Annotated in this window: 20 protein-coding genes; 15 read left to right on the top strand and 5 right to left on the bottom strand. The window is 59.2% G+C overall.

The features are described from left to right. The first annotated feature begins 96 nt into the window (after nt 1–96). From ACYZT5_RS17655 to ACYZT5_RS17625, 7 genes are all read left to right on the top strand, one after another. Nucleotides 97–1,356, top strand: coding sequence for a D-mannose isomerase (locus ACYZT5_RS17655; protein ID WP_462046701.1), 1,260 nt, complete (start codon nt 97–99; stop codon nt 1,354–1,356). A 116-nt stretch (nt 1,357–1,472) separates the two neighbouring features. After that, nucleotides 1,473–2,774 carry an ABC transporter substrate-binding protein gene (locus ACYZT5_RS17650; protein WP_462046700.1) on the top strand — a complete coding sequence of 434 codons (1,302 nt, stop codon included), beginning with the start codon at nt 1,473–1,475 and terminating at the stop codon, nt 2,772–2,774. A gap of 152 nt (nt 2,775–2,926) precedes the next feature. After that, complete coding sequence (locus tag ACYZT5_RS17645; RefSeq protein ID WP_046056150.1) at nt 2,927–3,835, top strand: carbohydrate ABC transporter permease; 909 nt, start codon at nt 2,927–2,929, stop codon at nt 3,833–3,835. Next, on the top strand, nt 3,828–4,673 hold the full coding sequence (locus tag ACYZT5_RS17640) for a carbohydrate ABC transporter permease (RefSeq protein ID WP_462046699.1): 846 nt from the start codon (nt 3,828–3,830) through the stop codon (nt 4,671–4,673). The genes ACYZT5_RS17645 and ACYZT5_RS17640 overlap by 8 nt, the downstream gene beginning before the upstream one ends. 2 nt (nt 4,674–4,675) lie before the next feature. Beyond that, complete coding sequence (locus ACYZT5_RS17635) at nt 4,676–5,836, top strand: ABC transporter ATP-binding protein (RefSeq protein ID WP_046056152.1); 1,161 nt, start codon at nt 4,676–4,678, stop codon at nt 5,834–5,836. An 88-nt stretch (nt 5,837–5,924) separates the two neighbouring features. Beyond that, nucleotides 5,925–7,271, top strand: coding sequence for a carbohydrate porin (locus ACYZT5_RS17630; RefSeq protein ID WP_462046698.1), 1,347 nt, complete (start codon nt 5,925–5,927; stop codon nt 7,269–7,271). Between the two features lie 108 nt (nt 7,272–7,379). Continuing rightward, complete coding sequence (locus tag ACYZT5_RS17625) at nt 7,380–8,234, top strand: D-hexose-6-phosphate mutarotase (RefSeq protein WP_462046697.1); 855 nt, start codon at nt 7,380–7,382, stop codon at nt 8,232–8,234. 114 nt (nt 8,235–8,348) lie between these two features. Here ACYZT5_RS17625 and ACYZT5_RS17620 read toward each other — a convergent pair whose 3' ends face one another. Next, nucleotides 8,349–9,209, bottom strand: a complete 861-nt coding sequence (locus ACYZT5_RS17620; RefSeq protein WP_177318169.1) for a MurR/RpiR family transcriptional regulator — start codon at nt 9,207–9,209, stop codon at nt 8,349–8,351. Nucleotides 9,210–9,448: 239 nt separating this feature from the next. Here ACYZT5_RS17620 and zwf point away from each other — a divergent pair, with 239 nt between their 5' ends. From zwf to ACYZT5_RS17600, 4 genes are all read left to right on the top strand, one after another. Further along, entirely contained in the window at nt 9,449–10,918 is a 1,470-nt protein-coding gene (zwf, locus tag ACYZT5_RS17615) for a glucose-6-phosphate dehydrogenase (protein ID WP_462046696.1), read from the top strand. Beyond that, entirely contained in the window at nt 10,905–11,618 is a 714-nt protein-coding gene (gene pgl / locus ACYZT5_RS17610; protein ID WP_462046695.1) for a 6-phosphogluconolactonase, read from the top strand. Before zwf ends, pgl begins: the two co-directional genes overlap by 14 nt. Before the next feature lie 17 nt (nt 11,619–11,635). Next, nucleotides 11,636–12,301 (top strand): bifunctional 4-hydroxy-2-oxoglutarate aldolase/2-dehydro-3-deoxy-phosphogluconate aldolase, encoded by a 666-nt coding sequence (locus ACYZT5_RS17605; RefSeq protein WP_462046694.1) that lies wholly within the window; start codon nt 11,636–11,638, stop codon nt 12,299–12,301. A gap of 260 nt (nt 12,302–12,561) precedes the next feature. Next, the gene (locus ACYZT5_RS17600) at nt 12,562–13,287 is read left to right on the top strand and encodes an intradiol ring-cleavage dioxygenase (protein WP_462046693.1); all 726 of its coding nucleotides are present in this window, start codon (nt 12,562–12,564) and stop codon (nt 13,285–13,287) included. A 2-nt stretch (nt 13,288–13,289) separates the two neighbouring features. On the opposite strand, the gene ACYZT5_RS17595 is transcribed toward ACYZT5_RS17600, so the two are convergent. After that, nucleotides 13,290–14,471 carry an aminotransferase class V-fold PLP-dependent enzyme gene (locus ACYZT5_RS17595; protein ID WP_462046692.1) on the bottom strand — a complete coding sequence of 394 codons (1,182 nt, stop codon included), beginning with the start codon at nt 14,469–14,471 and terminating at the stop codon, nt 13,290–13,292. A gap of 40 nt (nt 14,472–14,511) precedes the next feature. Continuing rightward, a complete protein-coding gene (locus ACYZT5_RS17590) occupies nt 14,512–14,748 on the bottom strand; it encodes a DUF3820 family protein (protein ID WP_128870220.1) in 237 nt (78 codons plus the stop codon). A 203-nt stretch (nt 14,749–14,951) separates the two neighbouring features. On the opposite strand from ACYZT5_RS17590, the gene ACYZT5_RS17585 reads away from it, so the two are divergent. The 4 genes from ACYZT5_RS17585 to ACYZT5_RS17570 all read left to right on the top strand — a co-directional run bounded on the left by ACYZT5_RS17585 (nt 14,952) and on the right by ACYZT5_RS17570 (nt 18,629). After that, the gene (locus tag ACYZT5_RS17585; protein ID WP_462046691.1) at nt 14,952–15,419 is read left to right on the top strand and encodes a ferritin-like domain-containing protein; all 468 of its coding nucleotides are present in this window, start codon (nt 14,952–14,954) and stop codon (nt 15,417–15,419) included. Between the two features lie 157 nt (nt 15,420–15,576). Beyond that, the gene (locus ACYZT5_RS17580; protein WP_462046690.1) at nt 15,577–17,562 is read left to right on the top strand and encodes an FUSC family protein; all 1,986 of its coding nucleotides are present in this window, start codon (nt 15,577–15,579) and stop codon (nt 17,560–17,562) included. Next, complete coding sequence (locus ACYZT5_RS17575) at nt 17,549–17,755, top strand: DUF1656 domain-containing protein (protein ID WP_008151119.1); 207 nt, start codon at nt 17,549–17,551, stop codon at nt 17,753–17,755. Before ACYZT5_RS17580 ends, ACYZT5_RS17575 begins: the two co-directional genes overlap by 14 nt. A 10-nt stretch (nt 17,756–17,765) precedes the next feature. Then, nucleotides 17,766–18,629 carry an efflux RND transporter periplasmic adaptor subunit gene (locus ACYZT5_RS17570; protein ID WP_462046689.1) on the top strand — a complete coding sequence of 288 codons (864 nt, stop codon included), beginning with the start codon at nt 17,766–17,768 and terminating at the stop codon, nt 18,627–18,629. Between the two features lie 120 nt (nt 18,630–18,749). On the opposite strand, the gene ACYZT5_RS17565 is transcribed toward ACYZT5_RS17570, so the two are convergent. Together ACYZT5_RS17565 and ACYZT5_RS17560 are read right to left on the bottom strand one after the other, a co-directional pair. Then, nucleotides 18,750–19,220 (bottom strand): MaoC family dehydratase, encoded by a 471-nt coding sequence (locus tag ACYZT5_RS17565; RefSeq protein ID WP_462046688.1) that lies wholly within the window; start codon nt 19,218–19,220, stop codon nt 18,750–18,752. A 41-nt stretch (nt 19,221–19,261) separates the two neighbouring features. After that, nucleotides 19,262–20,206 carry a lysophospholipase gene (locus ACYZT5_RS17560; protein WP_462046687.1) on the bottom strand — a complete coding sequence of 315 codons (945 nt, stop codon included), beginning with the start codon at nt 20,204–20,206 and terminating at the stop codon, nt 19,262–19,264. Nucleotides 20,207–20,423 lie beyond the last annotated feature (217 nt).

Below are 20,423 nucleotides of genomic sequence, written 5' to 3'. Positions count from 1 at the left end.
TCACAGTCCAGTGACAAAACCTGCCCCCTTCGTTACAAGCCCGCCACCCCCTGTTGTTTAGACTGCCCCCAGTCATAACAACAAAAAAGGTACCCCATGGACACCTTCCAACCTGCTTTCAGCAGTTGGCTGAACGCACCTGCCCATCAACAATGGCTCGCCGCCGAAGGTCTGCGCCTGCTGGCGTTTGCCAAGGCTTCAACGCTTCCCGAAGGCTTCGGCAATCTCAATGAAAAAGGCCACCTCCCGGCCAACGCTCAAGCCGAAACCATGAACACCGCCCGCATGACCCACAGCTTTGCCATGGCTCATATTCAGGGCTTGCCGGGATTTGCCGAGCTGGTGGATCACGGCATCAAAGCGCTCAGCGGCCCGTTACGCGATGCCGAACACGGTGGCTGGTTTGCAGTCGCCCATCATCGCGATGACAACACCGGCAAGGCTGCTTACCTGCACGCCTTCGTGGCCCTCGCCGCCAGTTCCGCAGTGGTCGCGCAACGCCCCGGCGCACAAGCGTTGCTCGACGATGCGATCAACATCATCGACACGCATTTCTGGAGCGACGAGGAGGGCGCGATGCGCGAATCCTTTGATCGCGACTGGAGCGGTGAAGAAGCCTACCGCGGCGCCAACAGCAACATGCACGCCACCGAAGCCTTTCTCGCCTTGGCGGATGTCACCGACGATAACCGCTGGCTGGTCCGCGCCCAGCGCATCGTCGAACGGGTGATCCACGGTCACGCCGCCGCCAACGACTACCTAGTGGTCGAGCATTTCGATCGCGACTGGCAGGCCCTGCGCGACTACAACCACGACAACCCGGCCGACGGTTTCCGCCCCTACGGCACCACGCCAGGCCACGGTTTCGAATGGGCGCGGCTGTTGCTGCATCTCGAAGCCGCGCGGGTTCAGGCCGGGATGCTCACGCCGGGCTGGCTGGCGACGGACGCGCAAAAACTCTTCGATAACAATTGCCGCCACGGCTGGGATGTCGACGGGCTGCCCGGGATGGTCTACACCCTCGACTGGGACAATCGCGCGGTTGTCCGCCATCGCTTGCACTGGACCCATTGCGAAGCCAGTGCTGCCGCCAGCGCGCTGCTTAAACGCACGGGCGAGGAGCAATACGAAACCTGGTACCGACTGTTCTGGGAATTCTGTGACAGTCATTTTATCGACCGTTGCGATGGCAGTTGGCACCATGAACTCGACCCGCAAAACCGCCCAAGTGCCGATATCTGGGCCGGAAAACCCGATCTGTATCACGCCTGGCAGGCGGTTTTGATTCCGCGCCTGCCGCTGGCGCCCAGTATGGCCACTGCCTTGGGGCAATTGTCCCGGAGCGCGCCTGTGTAACCATGTGGTGACATTCAAGCGTCCCTTCGTTACCTGCGAAGGGGTAACTCCTGTTTAAAATCCGTGCAGCGCAAGCACCAGACTTGCATGCATAACAACAAGAAAGGTAATTCTAGATGAATGCGATTTCTCGCCTCGCTACTGTCATTTCTCTTGCCTCATTGCTTCCCCTCAGTGCATTTCCCCTCAGTACGCTTGCCGCCGATTCCAAAGGTTCGGTAGAAGTCGTTCACTGGTGGACGTCCGGTGGCGAAAAAGCTGCCGTCGATGTCCTCAAGGCCCAAGTCGAAAAAGACGGTTTCATCTGGAAGGACGGCGCAGTCGCCGGTGGTGGCGGTGCTACGGCCATGACCGTACTCAAAAGCCGCGCCGTTGCCGGTAACCCGCCGGGCGTAGCGCAGATCAAAGGCCCGGACATCCAGGAATGGGCGTCTACCGGTCTGCTCGACACCGACGTCTTGAAAGACGCTGCCAAAACAGAGAAGTGGGACAGCCTGCTCGACAAGAAAGTCTCCGATACCGTGAAGTATGAGGGTGATTACGTGGCCGTGCCGGTGAACATTCACCGCGTCAACTGGCTGTGGATCAACCCGGAAGTCTTCAAGAAAGCCGGCATCGAGAAAGCGCCAACCACCCTTCAGGAATTCTACGCGGCCGGTGACAAGCTCAAGGCGGCGGGCTTCATTGCGCTTGCCCACGGCGGCCAGCCTTGGCAGGACAGCACCGTGTTCGAAGCGGTGGTCCTTTCGGTCATGGGCGTCGACGGCTACAAGAAAGCCCTGGTCGACCTGGACAACGCTGCACTGACCGGTCCTGACATGGTCAAGGCGCTGACCGAGCTGAAGAAAGTCGCGACCTACATGGACGCCGACGGCAAAGGCCAGGACTGGAACCTGGAAGCGGCCAAGGTCATCAACGGCAAGGCCGGCATGCAGATCATGGGTGACTGGGCCAAGAGCGAATGGACAGCGGCCAAGAAAGTCGCCGGCAAGGACTACGAGTGCGTAGCCTTCCCGGGTACCGACAAGGCCTTCACCTACAACATCGACTCCCTGGCCGTGTTCAAGCAGAAAGACAAGGGCACTGCTGCCGCGCAACAGGACATTGCCAAGGTCGTGCTGGGTGAGAACTTCCAGAAAGTCTTCAGCATCAACAAGGGCTCGATCCCGGTTCGAATCGACATGCTGAGCGACATGGGCAAGTACGGTTTCGACTCCTGCGCCCAGACCGCTGCCAAGGACTTCCTGGCGGACGCCAAGTCCGGCGGCCTGCAGCCGAGCATGGCGCACAACATGGCGACCACGCTGGCGGTACAAGGCGCGTTCTTTGATGTCGTGACCAACTTCATCAACGATCCGAAAGCCGATCCTGCCACTGCCGCCAAGCAACTCGGCACTGCTGTCAAAGCTGCCAAGTAACCGTTAGCCGCGCAGACCCTGTGGGAGTGAGCCTGCTCGCGAAAGCGGTGTGTCAGGTAACAGATGTATCAACTGACACGACGTCTTCGCGAGCAGGCTCGCTCCCACAAGGGATGCATAAGTAATCCTTTCTCTTCGTACGGGATCTTCCCATGAGTTCTGTTGCTGTGTTCAGCAAGGCCTCGCCGTTCGATGCACTGCAGCGCTGGCTCCCCAAACTGGTGCTGGCGCCCAGCATGTTCATCGTCCTGGTGGGCTTCTATGGCTATATCCTGTGGACGTTCGTCCTGTCGTTCACCACGTCAACCTTCCTGCCGACCTACAAATGGGCGGGCCTGGCGCAATACGAGCGGCTGTTCGACAACGACCGTTGGTGGGTAGCGAGCAAGAACCTGGCGGTTTTCGGCGGCATGTTCATCGGCATCACCCTGGTGATCGGTGTGCTGCTGGCGGTGTTTCTTGATCAGCGCATTCGTCGCGAAGGTTTCATTCGCACCATTTACCTGTACCCGATGGCGCTCTCGATGATCGTCACCGGTACTGCCTGGAAGTGGTTGCTCAACCCGGGCATGGGCCTGGACAAATTGCTGCGTGACTGGGGCTGGGAAGGCTTTCGTCTGGACTGGCTGATCGACCCGGACCGCGTGGTGTATTGCCTGGTGATCGCTGCGGTATGGCAAGCCTCGGGCTTTATCATGGCGATGTTCCTCGCCGGCCTGCGTGGCGTTGATCAATCGATCATCCGTGCCGCCCAGATCGATGGTGCGAGCATGCCGCGCATTTACCTGAAAGTGGTGTTGCCCAGCCTGCGCCCGGTGTTCTTCAGTGCAGTGATGATCCTGGCCCACATCGCGATCAAGAGTTTCGACCTGGTGGCGGCAATGACCGCCGGTGGCCCGGGTTACTCCTCCGACCTGCCTGCGATGTTCATGTATTCCTTCACCTTCAGTCGCGGCCAGATGGGCATGGGCTCGGCCAGTGCGATTCTGATGCTCGGTGCGATTCTCGCAATCATCGTGCCTTACCTGTACTCCGAGCTGAGGACCAAGCGTCATGACTAGTTTCGCTGCCAAACCTTCCATCAGCCTGAGTCGCATCGCGATCTACGGCGTGCTGATCCTTGCCGTACTCCTTTACCTGATACCGCTGGTGGTCATGCTGTTGACCAGTTTCAAGACGCCGGAAGACATCAACTCCGGCAACCTGCTGAGCTGGCCGACCGTGGTCAGCGGCATTGGCTGGGTCAAGGCCTGGGGCACGGTCGACGGGTATTTCTGGAATTCGATCAAGATCACCGTCCCGGCGGTGCTGATCTCCACCGCCATCGGTGCGCTGAACGGCTATGTGCTGTCGATGTGGCGCTTTCGTGGGTCGCAGTTGTTCTTCGGCCTGCTGCTGTTCGGTTGCTTCCTGCCGTTCCAGACCGTCCTGCTGCCGGCCTCGTTTACCCTCGGCAAGATGGGCCTGGCCAGCACCACCACGGGCCTGGTGTTCGTGCACATAGTCTACGGCCTGGCGTTCACTACGCTGTTCTTCCGTAACTACTACGTCAGCGTTCCCGATGCACTGGTGAAGGCGGCGCGGCTGGATGGCGCGGGTTTCTTCACCATCTTCCGCTTGATCATCCTGCCGATGTCCACCCCGATCATCATGGTCTGCCTGATCTGGCAGTTCACCCAGATCTGGAACGACTTCCTGTTCGGCGTGGTGTTCTCCAGCGGTGACTCGCAACCCATCACAGTGGCGCTGAACAACTTGGTCAACACCAGTACCGGGGCCAAGGAATACAACGTTGATATGGCGGCGGCGATGATCGCCGGGCTGCCGACCCTGCTGGTCTATGTGGTCGCAGGCAAGTATTTCGTGCGCGGGCTGACGGCCGGCGCAGTCAAGGGGTAATCATGGCAACGCTCGAACTTCGCAATGTAAACAAGACCTATGGTCCCGGCCTGCCGGACACCCTCAAGAACATCGAACTGTCGATCAAGGACGGTGAGTTCCTGATTCTTGTTGGACCTTCGGGTTGCGGCAAGTCGACCCTGATGAATTGCATCGCCGGCCTGGAGACCATCACCGGCGGCGCGATCATGATCGGTGATCAGGACGTCAGTGGCATGAGCCCGAAAGACCGCGACATCGCCATGGTGTTCCAGTCCTACGCGCTGTACCCGACCATGAGTGTGCGCGAGAACATCGCCTTTGGCTTGAAGATCCGCAAAATGCCCGCCGCCGACATCGAAGCGGAAGTGGCGCGGGTGGCCAAGCTGCTGCAGATCGAACACCTGCTCAACCGCAAACCCGGCCAGCTCTCCGGTGGTCAGCAACAGCGCGTGGCGATGGGCCGTGCTCTGGCGCGGCGGCCGAAGATTTACCTGTTCGACGAACCGCTGTCCAACCTCGACGCCAAGCTGCGCGTCGAGATGCGCACCGAAATGAAACTGATGCACCAGCGCCTGAAAACCACCACGGTTTACGTGACCCACGACCAGATCGAAGCGATGACGCTGGGCGACAAAGTGGCGGTGATGAAGGACGGGATCATTCAGCAATTCGGCACGCCGAAAGACATCTACAACAACCCGGCCAACCTGTTCGTGGCGAGCTTCATCGGTTCGCCACCGATGAACTTCATCCCGCTGCGTTTGCAGCGCAAGGACGGTCGTCTGGTGGCGCTGCTCGACAGTGGTCAGGCGCGTTGCGAATTGCCGTTGGGCATGCAGGACGCCGGTCTTGAAGACCGCGAAGTGATCCTCGGCATGCGCCCGGAGCAGATCGTGCTGGCGGGCAGCGAGCCGAATGGTTTGCCGATCATTCGCGCCGAAGTCCAGGTCACCGAGCCGACCGGTCCCGACACCCTGGTGTTCGTCAATCTCAACGAAACCAAAGTCTGCTGCCGTCTGGCGCCGGACGTCGCGCCGGCCGTCGGCGAGACCCTGACCCTGCAATTCGACCCATCGAAAGTGCTGCTGTTCGATGCCAAGACCGGTGAACGCCTGGGGGTGGCCGGTCAGCCGAAAACCGAGACTCACAGTGCCAATGTGGCGCAGTTCAAGGGCCGTTGAATCCGTGACGGGCGGACAGTAGCCCGTCGCAACCGATGTCACCGCGTTAGATAAAAACAGTTAATAACAATAAAACGAGGATGTAGGGATGAAGAAGAACAACAACGCTCAGCTTATCTGCCAGTTGTCAGCCATTGCGGCAATGATGCTGGCCGGTAGCGTGCACGCGGCTGACGCGTTCAGCGCCGATTCCGAATGGATGACCGGTGATTGGGGTGGCGAGCGGACCAAGCTGATCGAGCAGGGTATCGACATCAAGATGGACTACGTCGGTGAAGTGGGCGGCAACCTCCACGGCGGGTTTAATGATGACAAGACCGCGCGTTACTCCGACCAGTTTGGCCTGGGCGTGGCGCTGGACCTGCAAAAACTGTGGGGCTGGGATAACACCCAGGCCAAGATCCAGTTCACCAACCGTAACGGTCAGAACATCTCCAATGACCGTGTCGGCGACCCGCGTGCCGGCACCTTGAGTTCGTCCCAGGAAGTCTACGGCCGTGGCCATATGGTCCGTCTGACCCAATTGTGGATCAAGCACCAGTTCCTCGACGGAAAACTGGACGTCAAAGCCGGTTACTTCGGCGAAGGCGAGGACTTCAACACCTTCCCTTGCGAGTTCCAGAACCTGGCGTTCTGCGGTTCCCAAGCGGGTAACTGGGCGACCAACATCTGGTACAACTGGCCGGTCATGCAGGCTGCGGTCCGCGTGAAGTACAACATCTCGCCTGAGTTCTATGCGCAGATCGGCGCGTACAACCAGAACACGTCGCAACTGGAGCACGGTAACGGCTTCAAGCTCAGCGGCAGTGGTACCAACGGCACCGTCCTGCCGGTCGAACTGGTCTGGTTGCCTAACCCTGGCAACCTGCCGGGCGAATACCGTGTCGGTTACTACAAAAGCACGGCCAACGCCGATGACGTCCGTAAGGATGCCGACGGCAATGATGCAGCCACCAGCGGTAATGCCTATCGCAGCCACGATAGCAAACACGGTTACTGGTTCGTTGCACAGCAACAACTCACCAGCCACAACGGTGACGCGTCCCGCGGTCTGAACATCGCAGCCAACGCCACTTTCCACGACAAGGACACCAACTTCGTCGACAACTACCAGTCGCTGATGTTTGTGTACAAGGGCCCGTTCGATGCACGTCCAAAAGATGACATGGGTATCGGTTTCGCCCGTATCCATGTCAACGATGACGTGAAGAAAAACGCTGAGCTGGTCAACGCCTCCAATGGTGTCACCGAGTACGAGGATCCACTGTTCTCGCCGCTGCGTAGCACTGAGTACAACTACGAGATCAACTACGGTTTCCACGTTACCAACTGGCTGACCGTACGTCCTAACCTGCAATACATCACTCACCCGGGTGGTGTTGATGAAGTCGACAACGCGCTGGTCGCCGGTCTGAAAATTCAGTCGGTGTTCTAACGCTGTTGCGATAAGCTCCTCTCTATGTGCGCATTTTTGCGGACAGCCCAGGCTGTCCGCTTTTTTTTGGGGGCGGCGCACCCCGGGTGATTTTCAGGACCGTGGCACATGCATGAGCATCCGCTACAACGCTTCTTCAAATCCTTGCGCGAACGTCCGGTGTTTGCGTGGGAGCGCTATCAGATGCGCGACGTGCTGGTGATCGACCATCCGCTGTGTCAGGCGGTGTTCAGTCGGCAGGGTGCGCAGTTGCTGCACTTTCAGCCAAAGGGCCAGAAACCCTGGCTCTGGTGCGCCGCGAAGTGGCCGCAGGTCGGCGCGATTCGTGGCGGCGTGCCCGTGTGCTGGCCGTGGTATGGCCGTCATCCGAGCGAAAACGCCTGGCCTTCCCATGGTTGGGCACGGTTGATCGACTGGAAACTTCTGGACAGCAACACAGATGACGATGGCGTGCGCCTGCACTGGCAACTTCAGTTGTGCGACTGGCAAGTGGACCTGCACGCGCACTTGGGTGAACGCATGGATTTACGCCTGAGTACCGAGCATCAGGACAGCCTGCCGTGCCAATTGAGTCAGGCGTTGCACGCCTATTGGCGTATTGGCGACGTCGGCGAGGTAGCGCTGTCTGGGCTCGATGGAGCACAGGGTTACGACCAGTTGAACCGTCAGATTTGTCATCAGGAAGGCGAGTTGCGGGTAGAGGGGGGCTGTCAGCGGGTGTTCCAGCATGACGGCGAATTACAGCTCAAGGACCACGCCTGGCAGCGGGAGTTGTGCATCGATACCGGTGATGATGCGGACACGGTGGTCTGGCATCCCGGCTCGCGGCCGTTGCTGGGGGTGAGCTGGAATGAGATTTCGGAGTTTGTGTGTGTGGAGGCGGCGAGCGGTGGGACGGACAGCCTGAGTTTGGCGCCGGGGGAGAGGGCGCATTTGAGTTTGCAGGCGCGGGTAGGTGCTTGAGACCATGATCGTTCCCACGCTCTGCGTGGGAATGCAGCCCGTGACGCTCCGCGTCACTGGACGCGGAGCGTCCCTAGAGGCATTCCCACGCAGAGCGTGGGAACGATCAGCATCCTAATTAAACTCATCCCCAATCGGATACCGACTGGCATTCAAGCTTTCCTTGATCTTGCGCAAATGCGGCTGGAAATCCACGCCCCGACGCAAGGTCATGCCGGTCGCCAGCACATCCAGCACCGTCAGCTGAATGATCCGCGACGTCATCGGCATGTAAATGTCGGTGTCTTCCGGCAGCGGAATGTTCAGGCTCAAGGTGCTGGCCTTGGCCAAAGGTGACCCCTCGGCCGTCAGACCCAGCACCGAAGCGCCGTTCTCCCTGGCAATACGCGCCACTTCCACCAGTTCGCGGGTACGGCCGGTGTAGGAAATGATCACGAACAACTCGCCGGTATGCGCCACCGACGCAATCATGCGCTGCATCAGCACGTCGGCATGGGCGGTGACGGCCAAATTGAAGCGGAAGAACTTGTGCTGCGCATCCAGCGCCACCGGGGCCGAGGCGCCCAGGCCGAAGAAGTGGATCTGCCGGGCCTGGATCAACAGATCAACGGCGCGGCTGATCAGGTTCGGGTCAAGCGCCTGCAACGCACTGTCCAGCGAGGCGATGGCGCTGCCGAAAATCTTTTTGGTATACGCTTCCGGATTGTCGTCGGCTTCAACCGCCCGGCTGACATACGCCGCGCCGCTGGCCAGGCTCTGGGCCAATTGAAGCTTGAGTTCCGGGTAGCCGCTGACGCCGAATGAACGGCAGAAACGGTTGACCGTCGGCTCGCTGACCTTTGAGGCTTGGGCGAGGGCGGCGATGCTGAATCGGGTGGCCTGCTGTGGGTTGAGCAGGATCACCTCGGCGACTTTGCGTTCTGCCTTGTTCAGGTCTTCAAGGCGATTCTGGATCTGTTCCAGTAAATTTCGCACGCGGTCCATATATGTTCCTTAGCTCCGCAAACAAGAGAGCAATGCAAATTAGGGCCCCGGCTATGCAAATTGGGACTTTGATCGGGCCCGTAACGGTGGCCTATCCTACTGATGGCTCCGACCGACCACCACTCGGAATCAGTATTTTGCGAAAATGTTGTGGTTATTACTACATTTTCCCTTGAGTGATGCCTTGAAAAAAGGTATTTGTAGCTTAACTTGATAAAAGAACAAACATCATGCCTTCGATTACGGTTGAACCGTGCACCTTTGCCTTGTTCGGCGCCCTCGGCGATCTGGCCCTGCGCAAGCTGTTTCCTGCCCTTTATCAACTCGATGGCGCAGGCCTCTTGCACGAGGACACGCGAATTATCGCGCTGGCCCGTGAGCCTGGCAGCGAGCAGCAGCATTTGGCGTTCATCGCCTCCGAGCTGCGTCGCTACCTCGTCGCCAAAGAGCTGGACGAAGCCGTGGTCGAACGCTTTCTGGCCCGCCTGAGTTACCTGCACGTCGACTTCCTCAAGGCTGACGATTACGTCGCCCTGGCCGAAATGGCTGGCAGCGCCCAGCGAGTGATAGCCTACTTCGCGACACCGGCAGCCGTTTACGGCGCGATCTGCGAGAACCTGTCGAAGGTCGGTTTGACCGAAAACACCCGCGTGGTGCTGGAAAAACCCATTGGTTCGGACCTGGAATCCTCGCGCAAGGTTAACGACGCCGTGGCGCAGTTCTTCCCGGAGAACCGCACCTACCGCATCGACCACTACCTGGGCAAAGAAACCGTCCAGAACCTGATCGCCCTGCGTTTCGCCAACAGCCTGTTCGAAACCCAGTGGAACCAGAATTATATCTCCCACGTGGAAATCACCGTGGCCGAGAAGGTCGGGATCGAAGGTCGCTGGGGTTACTTCGACAAGGCCGGTCAGCTGCGGGACATGATCCAGAATCACCTCCTGCAACTGCTCTGCCTGATCGCCATGGACCCGCCGGCCGACCTGTCCGCCGACAGCATCCGTGACGAGAAAGTCAAAGTGCTCAAGGCGCTGGCGCCGATCAGCCCGGAAGGCCTGACCACTCAGGTGGTGCGTGGTCAGTACATCGCGGGTTACAGCGAAGGAAAATCGGTCCCCGGTTACCTGGAAGAGCCGAATTCCAACACCCAGAGCGACACCGAAACCTTCGTTGCGCTGCGTGCCGATATCCGCAACTGGCGTTGGGCCGGCGTGCCGTTTTACCTGCGTACCGGCAAGCGCATGCCGCAGAAGCTGTCGCAGATCGTCATCCACTTCAAGGAACCGTCCCACTACATCTTCGCTCCCGAGCAGCGCCTGCAAATCAGCAACAAGCTGATTATCCGCCTGCAACCGGACGAAGGTATTTCCTTGCGCGTGATGACAAAAGAACAAGGCCTGGACAAGGGCATGCAGCTGCGCAGCGGTCCGTTGCAGCTGAATTTTTCCGACACTTATCGCAGCGCACGGATTCCCGATGCCTACGAGCGGTTGTTGCTGGAAGTGATGCGCGGCAATCAGAACCTGTTTGTCCGTAAAGATGAAATCGAAGCCGCGTGGAAGTGGTGTGACCAGTTGATCGCCGGGTGGAAAAAATCCGGTGATGCGCCCAAGCCGTACGCGGCCGGGTCCTGGGGACCGATGAGCTCCATTGCTCTGATCACGCGGGATGGGAGGTCGTGGTATGGCGATATCTGAATTGAAACTGCCTCAGGGCGTCAGCGCCCATGAGTTCAAGAGCCCGGTGCTGCTGGCCGAAGGCCTGGCGCTGAATGTGGCCAAGCAACTGAGTGACGCGATCGACGCGCGCGGCACCGCGACCTTGGTGGTTTCCGGTGGACGCAGCCCGGTGGCGTTTTTCCAGCACTTGGCCAAGCAGACGCTGGACTGGTCCAAGGTCGTCGTGACCCTGGCCGACGAGCGCTGGGTGCCGGTAGAGCACGCCGACAGCAATGCCGGTCTGCTCAAGCGCTATCTGCTGCAAGGTCCGGCGGCCAAGGCTAAATTCCTGAGTCTGTACAGCGCCACCGCCAACCTTGAACAGGCAGCCGAGCAGGCCGACCGTTTGCTCGCCGAGTTGCCGCCGATTGATGTGCTGGTGCTGGGCATGGGCGACGACGGCCACACGGCCTCGTTGTTTCCCAACAGTCCGAACCTGAGCGATGCGTTGAAAGCCGACGGCACACGTCATTGCTACCCGATGCTGGCGCCGACCGTGCCGCATCAACGCCTGACCATGAGTCGCGCGCTTCTGGCCTCGGCCAAGTACACCGTTCTATCGATTTCCGGTCAGTCCAAGCTGACCACCTTGAGTGCCGCATTGGCCGGTGACGATGTCGCCGCCATGCCGATTCGCGCGTTTCTGCAACCTACGTTAGAGATTTACTGGTGCCCATGAACCAAGGATCAGCCGCTATGACAAACACATCCCCGACCGTTTCCATGGCGGACAAAGTTGCCCTGATCGACAGCCTCTGCGCCAAGGCGCGGATTCTGCCGGTGATCACCATTGCTCGCGAGCAGGACATCCTGCCGCTGGCCGATGCACTCGCGGCCGGTGGCCTGACAGCCCTGGAAGTGACCCTGCGTTCACAGTTCGGCCTCAAGGCTATCCAGATTCTGCGCGAGCAACGCCCGGAACTGGTGACCGGTGCCGGTACTGTGCTGGATCGCAACATGCTGGCGGCTGCCGAAGCGGCCGGTTCGCAATTTATCGTCACGCCGGGCATCACCCGTGACCTGCTGGAAGCCAGCGTCGGCAGCCCGATTCCGCTGTTGCCGGGCATCAGCAACGCCTCCGGCATCATGGAAGGTTATGGCCTGGGGTATCGCCGCTTCAAGCTGTTCCCGGCGGAAGTCAGCGGCGGTGTCGCGGCCATCAAAGCCCTCGGCGGCCCGTTCGGCGAAGTGAAATTCTGCCCGACTGGCGGCGTCAGCCCGGCCAACATCAAGAGCTACATGGCGTTGAAAAACGTGATGTGCGTGGGCGGTAGCTGGATGCTTGATCCTGAGTGGATCAAGAACGGCGACTGGGCCCGCATTCAGGAATGCACCGCCGAGGCACTGGCGCTGCTGGACTGATCGGCTATACCAAACACTTCGTTGTGTGTTCTACGGCTTTACGGTGCGCTTGGTCGGTGCACCGTTTTTTTTTGCCCGCAAAAAACCCTGTGGGAGCGAGCCTGCTCGCGAAAGCGGTGTGACAGTCACCTATAGGTTGGATGTGCCTCCGCATTCGCGAGCAGGCTCGCTCCCACAAGGACATCATGCGATACATAGTTACCGCATACCGAATTTCGGCCAATGCTAGCCTGCGTTCATCTTATGGAAGAGAGAACGTCATGGACGACAAGACCCCGATTACACCCGCCCCCCCGGTTTACCAGCTGTCACCCGAACAGATCGCCGGTCCGTATTTTCGAAATCCGAAATTGATCAGACGAAATATCAGCGAAGGTGCCGATGGCATTCCCTTGGTATTGCGGCTGACGATCATCGATGCCATGACCGGTCAACCGGTGACTGATGCTCTGGTGGATATCTGGCATTGCAATGCACGCGGTGCGTATTCGGGCTGGAGCAAGGTCAATCCGGATAAGGAAGTCGACGTCGATGACATCGGCTCGATCCCGCGCACCGACGACGACACCTACTTGCGTGGTGGGCAATTCACGGACAAAAAAGGCGTTGTGCGGTTTACCACGATCTATCCGGGGTTCTATGCCGGCCGTGCACTGCACATTCACGTCGTCGTACGCATTATGGAAGGCAATAACTATCTGGAAGAGCGGCATGTCGCCTGGGTCGGTCAGCTTTATTTTCCCGAGGTGGCCTCGCGCTCGGTACTCAACGCCAGGGAGTACCGCGGTCGATTCGTCTCGCCGCTGACCAACGATCAAGACTTTTTCTATGAAAGCATGGGTGGCAAAGCCTCGACCCTCAACGTTCACACCCTGGGTCGAGACTCGAATGAAGACGGCTTTTTCGGGCACATGACCATCGCTATCGACACGTTCGCGGTGTCGACGCAGATCAAGCCCAAGGACTTCGACAAGTACACTGTGTGACGTCAGCGCAGTTCGGTCAGCGCCCGGGCCAGTAAATCCATGTCTGCAGCCGTGGTGGTGAGCCCCGGCGTTATGCGAATGCACGGACCACTCGCGGCACCACTGCGCGCCACGGTAAACAGGTTGTAGTCCTTGAGCAGGCGCTCGACCATCGCCTGTTGATCGGCATGCCGGGTAAAGCGCATCGAAGTGATGCCGCAATACAGTCGCGGGTCGTCCGGGGTCATGACTTCGATCCCCGGCAATTCGCGCACCGCGCTCACCCACCGGTTGCGCAGGTAATTGAGCCGAGCACCCTTGGCGGCGGAACCGCCCATGGTCCGATGTTCCTCGAACACCAGTGGCAGGGTCAGCATCGCCGGGATGTTGGGTGTGCTGTACGGGGTGCGGGCGCGAATGTCGGTGATCGGGAAATGCATCTCGCCCATGTCCGGGTCGATGTCGGCCAGGCGCTCGGGGGCGATGTAAATGAAGCCCAGGGTCAGCGGCGCACCGAGCCATTTGTGCAGGTTGTAGCCAGCAAAGGCGATGCCCAGTTCATCGAGATTGAATTTGATCTGGCCGAGTGCATGGGCACCGTCGAGGATCACGTCGATGCCGTGCTCTTTGGCGGCCGCAGCGATCGCCTGAACTGGCATGACCAACCCGGTGCGATGGGTAACGTGGGTCAGGGCCATCAGTTTGAGTCGCGGATAACGCACGAAGGCTTCGCGGTAAGTGGCCAGCAAACTGTCGAAACTGGCGGGGTGCGGGTGCTCGATTTCGATCACCTCGACGCTGCGATTACGCGCCAGCCAGCGCATTGCCCCTTTGACCGTGTCGTATTCCAGATCACACATCAGCACCTGATCGCCCGGTTGAAGCTGATTGTAGTTTCGGATCAGCGATTGCAGACCGTCCGAAGCGTTGCGGGTGAGGGCGATGGTTTCGGCTGGAACCCCAACCAGCTCGGCAAGCTGCGCGCGGATCTCCAGGCTTTCGCCCTGTTCAAAGCGCTGACGCACGTGCACCGAGTTGCTGCGGTTGATGAGTTCGATGTTGCGCTGATACTCCTCGACCACGGTGCGGGACATACGCCCGAAGTAACCGTTTTCCAGGTTGATGGGCCCGGGTTCGACAGCGTAGCGGTCGGCAAAGGTCTTCCAGAATTGTTCATCACGGGCGCGGCGGGTGTTATCGGGCATGGGTCTACTCAATCAGGGGCCTGGCTTCGGTTTTGCAATTTCAATGGCGCGGGGCAGGTTTGCCATGTTTGGCGCGTAGCGGCTCGAGCAACTCCGACAGGCCGTTGTGATCGATTTCCTGCATCAAGGCCAGCAGGCCGCCGAGTTCGCCATGGGGGAATCCTTCTCGAGCGAACCAGTTCAGGTATTGGCCGGGGAGGTCGGCAATGATCCGGCCCTTATATTTGCCGAAGGGCATTTCACGGGTGACTAGCAGTTCGAGCTTTTCAGGGTTCATCAATTAGTCGTCTTGATTCAAACAGTCTGGAAAATACAGGCATTCTGCATGCAGGCCAAATGACAGATCATGCAAAAAAAGCGGATACAGATTTTGTGTAAAACGGTAACTAGTTGAAATATAAGGAATAAGTTGTCAATTCAAAGCTGGCATGCAGGGTGCAGTAGCTATTGCATCTTTCATCAACCCGTGAGGAATTGAAAATGACCGACATGAATAAAGAAGCCATCTCTGTACTCAACGACCTGATTGAAACCAGTAAAGACGGTCAGGAAGGGTTCAAGACTTGCGCTGAAGACATCAAACATCCAGAACTGAAATCGCTGTTCATGCAGCGTTCCGCCGACTGCGCCACTGCGGCTTCCGAACTGCAAGCGCAGGTGCGTTCACTAGGCGGCGATCCGGAAACCTCCACCAGTGTCAGTGGTGACTTGCACCGTCGCTGGGTCGACGTCAAAGCGATGTTCACCGGCAAGGATGAAGAGGCCGTGTTGAACGAAGCCGAACGGGGTGAAGACCATGCGCTGAAGGCTTACAAAGAAGCCATGGAAAAAATCAACAAATACAACCTGGTGGGCATCCGTGACCTGGTTGAGCGTCAGTACCACGGCGTCCAACGCAATCACGATCAGGTAAAAGCCCTGCGTAACCAGGCTCGCGCACGCTCGTAAGCGTTCGTTGTCTGTCAAAAACGCCAGCCAGTCTGGCGTTTTTTTGTGTCCGGGAATTAGCACTGGACGGATGATAGTTAGCTAGCTAATAATTTGTTCTTCAAGTGACTGAACCGAACCCGACTATCGTTAAATCGTCTTTCCAAGAGTCCATTACGTGCCTATCACTTTGCAGGCTTTGTTCGCGCCTGACCGCCGCGCCTTACAGTTCGCGATCAAGACCTTGATCGGTGGAGGCCTGGCACTTTGGCTGGCATTGCGCTGGGGCCTGGAGCAACCGGCATGGGCGTTGATGACGGCGTTCATCGTCGCCCAGCCCTTGTCCGGGATGGTGGTACAGAAGGGCCTGGCGCGATTGCTGGGTACGTTGGTCGGGACAATCATGTCAGTGGTGTTCATGGGGTTGTTCGCCCAGACGCCTTGGCTGTTTTTGTTGGCATTGGCGTTATGGCTGGGGCTGTGTACGGCGAGTTCGACCCTGCTGCGCAGCGCCTGGTCTTATTCATTCGTGCTGGCAGGTTATACGGTGGCGATCATCGCGTTGCCGGCCATCACCCATCCTCTGACCGTGTTCGATCAGGCCGTGGCTCGCTGCACGGAAATCTGCCTGGGCATACTTTGCGCCACCGCCGCCAGTGCGCTGCTCTGGCCGATGCGGGTCGAACGGCAATTGGCGGATCAGGCGCGGGCGGCGTGGCAAAGCGGCATGAACGCTGCGCGTGCGACCCTGGCCGGTGATGGTCAGGCGCGTAAAGGCTTGCTGGAAATCCTCGGGAAAATCGTCGCTGTCGATGCCCAGCGCGAACATGCCTGGTTTGAAGGAAGCCTGGGGCGGCAACGAGCACGCGCGATCAGCGGCTTGAGCCAAAAGCTGTTGATGCTGCTGCGCATCGCCCGTTCGGCGCGCCGTCAATGGAAGCAATTGGAACCCCAGGAAGCCGAGCAACTGTTGCCTTGGATGACCGAGGTCCAAGAGGCGCTCAACAGCCCGGATACCGCGACCCTGCAAGCACTGCGCCCGAGCTTGCTCGACGCTTCCCACGACCCGCACATTAGCTCCGCACAGAGTTACTGCCTGGCTCGTTTCACCTTGTTGCTCGATACCGCCATGGCGGCCGGCGCCGCGTTGAACGCCGTTGAGGAGGGCAAGGAAACGGTCGACCCGCCACGAACCCTGACACCGCACCGAGACCTGCCATTGGCGCTGGTGTTTGGTGCCCGCAGTGCGTTGGCGTTTCTGGTGGTCTCGTGCTTCTGGTTGGCGACCGCCTGGCCCGCTGCCTCCGGCGCGCTGCTGTTGACGTGCGTGGTGTGTAGTCTGTTTGCCAGCCGCGAGAACGGTGCGCAGATCGGCATGAGTTTTATGCGCGGGATCTTCCTGGCGATTCCGGCCGCGTTTATCGTCGGGCAGATTCTGCTGCCGCAATGGAGTGGTTTTGCATTGCTGTGCATGGGCATGGGCGTGCCGTTGTTCCTCGGCGCACTGGGCATGGCCAAACCGCAGATCGGTGCGACGGCGACCTCATTTTGTCTGCACTTCATCGTGCTGGTCTCGCCGCTCAACGCGATGAAATTCGATGTCGCGACGTTCTTCAACAGCGCTCAATCCATCGTGGTCGGTGTTGGCGCCGCCGTGCTGGCGTTCCATTTGTTGATCCTGCGCGACCCGGCGTGGCATGGCCGACGCTTGCTGGCGGCGACCCTCGACGATCTGGTACGCCTGACACGGTGCAATCTGCGCGGTGCCGAAAGCTGGTTTGGCGGGCGCATGGCCGACCGCTTGCTGCAACTGGCGCGGCACTATCCCGAGTTGCCGGAACCGGTGCGCAGCCGCTGGGACGATGGCTTGCTTGGCTTGGATATCGGCGATGAATTGCTGCATTTACGTTTGAGCCTGGCGGTGGCGCCGCTGCCGATCACGGCTCAGCGGCGTTATCTCGAACAGCTGGAAAAAATCCTCGAGCAAGGCCCGGCCGGCAGTCGCGCCGAGGCGTTGGCTCCACCGAGTGAAGCATTCTTGAAGACCTTGTATGCGTTGCCCCCCAGCGATGCGGTGAAACTGGCCCAAGGCGCGGTGCTGCAATTGCAAAGCAGCTGGCGCGCCTGGTGCCGTCAACAGGAGCACAGCCATGGGCTTGCGTGAGTGGTCGGTGGGCGGCGTGCTGCTCAGTCCGTTTCTGATTTATGTGCTGCTGGCGCTGCTCGTGACCGGGGCCTTGCGCATGCTCTTGCGCCTGACGCCGGTGGGCCGTTGGATCTGGCACGAAGCATTGTTTGATTGCGCCTTGTACGTCTGTGTATTGACCCTGATCACCGTCGTCCTCGGACCTTTATAAGGAGTTGAAAATGCGTACACCCCTACGTGTCGCGGTGACCCTGGCCCTGGTGGCAGTGGCGATCTTTGCCGGCTTCCAATTGTGGCAGTACTACATGCTCACCCCATGGACCCGGGACGCGCGGATTCGCGCCGACGTGGTGGTGATCGCCCCGGACGTCTCGGGTTGGGTGCGTGAACTCAAGGCTTTTGATAACCAGCAGGTCAAGGCCGGCGATTTATTGCTGAGCATCGACCGCGATCGTTTCGAAGCCGCGCTGGAGAAAGCTCAAGCGGTGGTCCAGACACGCCAGCAGCAACTCAACCTGCGTGAACGCGAAGCCAGCCGCCGTGCTGCCCTCGGGCCGCAGGCAATCAGCGCCGAGTTGCGTGAGAACGCGCAAATCAACGCCGGCATCGCCCGTGGCGAACTGCGCGAAGCTCAGGCCGAAGCCAAGGTCGCTGAACTCAACCTCGCCCGCAGCCAGGTTCACGCGCCCCGCAGCGGCCACATCACCAACCTGCGACTGGCCGAAGGCAATTACGTGAATGCCGGGCAGTCGGTGATGGCGTTGATCGACGATTCGACTTTTTATGTGCAGGCGTATTTCGAAGAAACCAAACTGCCACGGATTCGCGTCGGCGACCCGGTGAAGGTCTGGTTGATGAGCGCGGGCGAAGCGTTGCAGGGGCATGTGGAAAGCATCAGTCGCGGGATTACTGATCGCAATACCACGCCGGATGGGCAGTTGTTGGCGGAGGTGGAACCGACGTTTAACTGGGTGAGGCTGGCGCAGAGGATTCCGGTACGGATCAAAATTGATAAGTTGCCGGAAGGGATTAATTTGAGTTCGGGGATGACGGCGAGTGTGCAGGTGCAGGAGGGTTCACAGTGATCGTTCCCACGCTCCGCGTGGGAATGCATCCAGTGACGCTCCGCGTCACATAACGGCTGGACGCAGAGCGTCCGGGGCGGCATTCCCACGCGGAGCGTGGGAACGATCAGTGTCAGGCGATCAGCCGATGCTGATTGCCGGCAGCTTAGGCAACGTCACCGTCTGCTGCTTACGCGGCGCCAGAATCTCCGCCTCACCATCCACCACCAACTCATCACGCTGGTTAAACACGCGAGTGGCAATCCGCACACGAAACTTCGGCAGCTTCTCGAGAATCTCCAGACGCACGGTCAGTGTGTCGCCAATCTTCACCGGCTTCTGAAAGCTCATCTGTTGACTGATATAAATAGTCCCCGGCCCAGGCAATTCGCAGGCAACGGCAGCACTGATCAGCGCACCGCTGAACATGCCGTGAGCGATGCGCTCCTTGAACATGGTGCTGGCGGCGAATTCAGCGTCCAGGTGCACCGGGTTGTGATCGCCGGACATCGCGGCGAACAACTGAATGTCGCGCTCCTCGACCGTCTTGCTGTAGCTGGCGGTCTGGCCGACTTCAAGGGCTTCGTAAGGGGTGTTGGTAACCTGGGTCATCTGTTTCAATTCCTGTGACGAATAAAAAATCCACAAAAAAACTATTCCGATCTGGGTGGCCGACGATGGCTCAGCGCCTGGGCGATCCAGCTCAACACATCATTGATCACTTCATCGCGGTTGCTCTCGTTGAACAGTTCATGCCGTGCCTGCGGGTAAATAGTCAGTTGCAGGCTCCGGCTGCCGGCCTCGCGCAGCGCATGGGCCAGATCTTTCAGACGTTTGCCTTCGCTCACCGGATCACATTCACCGCCAATCACCAGCAACGGCAGGCCCGGATCAATCTGAGCGAGATTGGACGCTTTGCTGATTTGCTGCAACCCACCGAGCAAATCGATCCATAGCTGATTGGTGCAGCGAAAGCCGCAGAGCGGGTCGTTGGCATACAGATCGACCTCCGCCGGATCGCGGCTGAGCCAGTCGAACTGGGTGCGTACCGGTTTGAATTTCTTGTTGAACGAACCGAACGACAGCCATTCGATCAGCGCGCTGCGACCTTTCGGGCCTTGGCGCAAACGTTCTAGGCGCGCAATCTGCCGCGCCGCGCGATAGAGCGCCACCGGTTGGAAGTTCGAACCGCTGAGAACGGCTCCGTGCAGGCTGGCGCTGTGATGCAGCAGATAGGCCTGGGCGATGTAGCTGCCCATGCTGTGGCCGAGCAGCACGATCGGCTTGCCTGGATGTTGTTGGCCGATGTGCTGATTGAGGCAGGCCAGGTCACCCACCACTTTGCCCCAGCCATCGTTGTCGGCGAAATAGCCGAGTGTCCCGTTTTCGGCAGTTTTGCCATGTCCACGCAGATCCGGTGCATAGACGCCGTAACCCTGATCGCAGAGTTTTTCCGCCAGACGGGCGTAGCGACCACTGTGTTCCGCCATGCCGTGGGCCAACAGGATCACTGCCTTGAGTGGTGCTGTTGGCAGCCACTGGTTAACGAAAAGGCGGCTGCGGTCACTCGCGGTCAGCCAGAAAGTGTCGTGGATCATGGCGATTCCTTTGCATAGGGCTGCATGTGGCATGGGCGTCGTTGCATTGTATAGCGCATCCATAGCGTGCCGTCTGATCAGGCCACGCCACGGCACCAAGATTCACACGGTCAATGACGCCCGTGCGCATATTTGCCTGATTCGCCATAGCTGCTAGTGTCCGTGAAGCCCCGCTTTTCGCTTTCTGCTTTTTGAGGGATGAGAGAGAAAGGACAGA

Source organism: Pseudomonas sp. LB3P14, from assembly GCF_054898045.1.
Note: the sequence above shows the minus strand (reverse complement) of the source record. Positions and strands in the feature narration are given on the sequence as shown.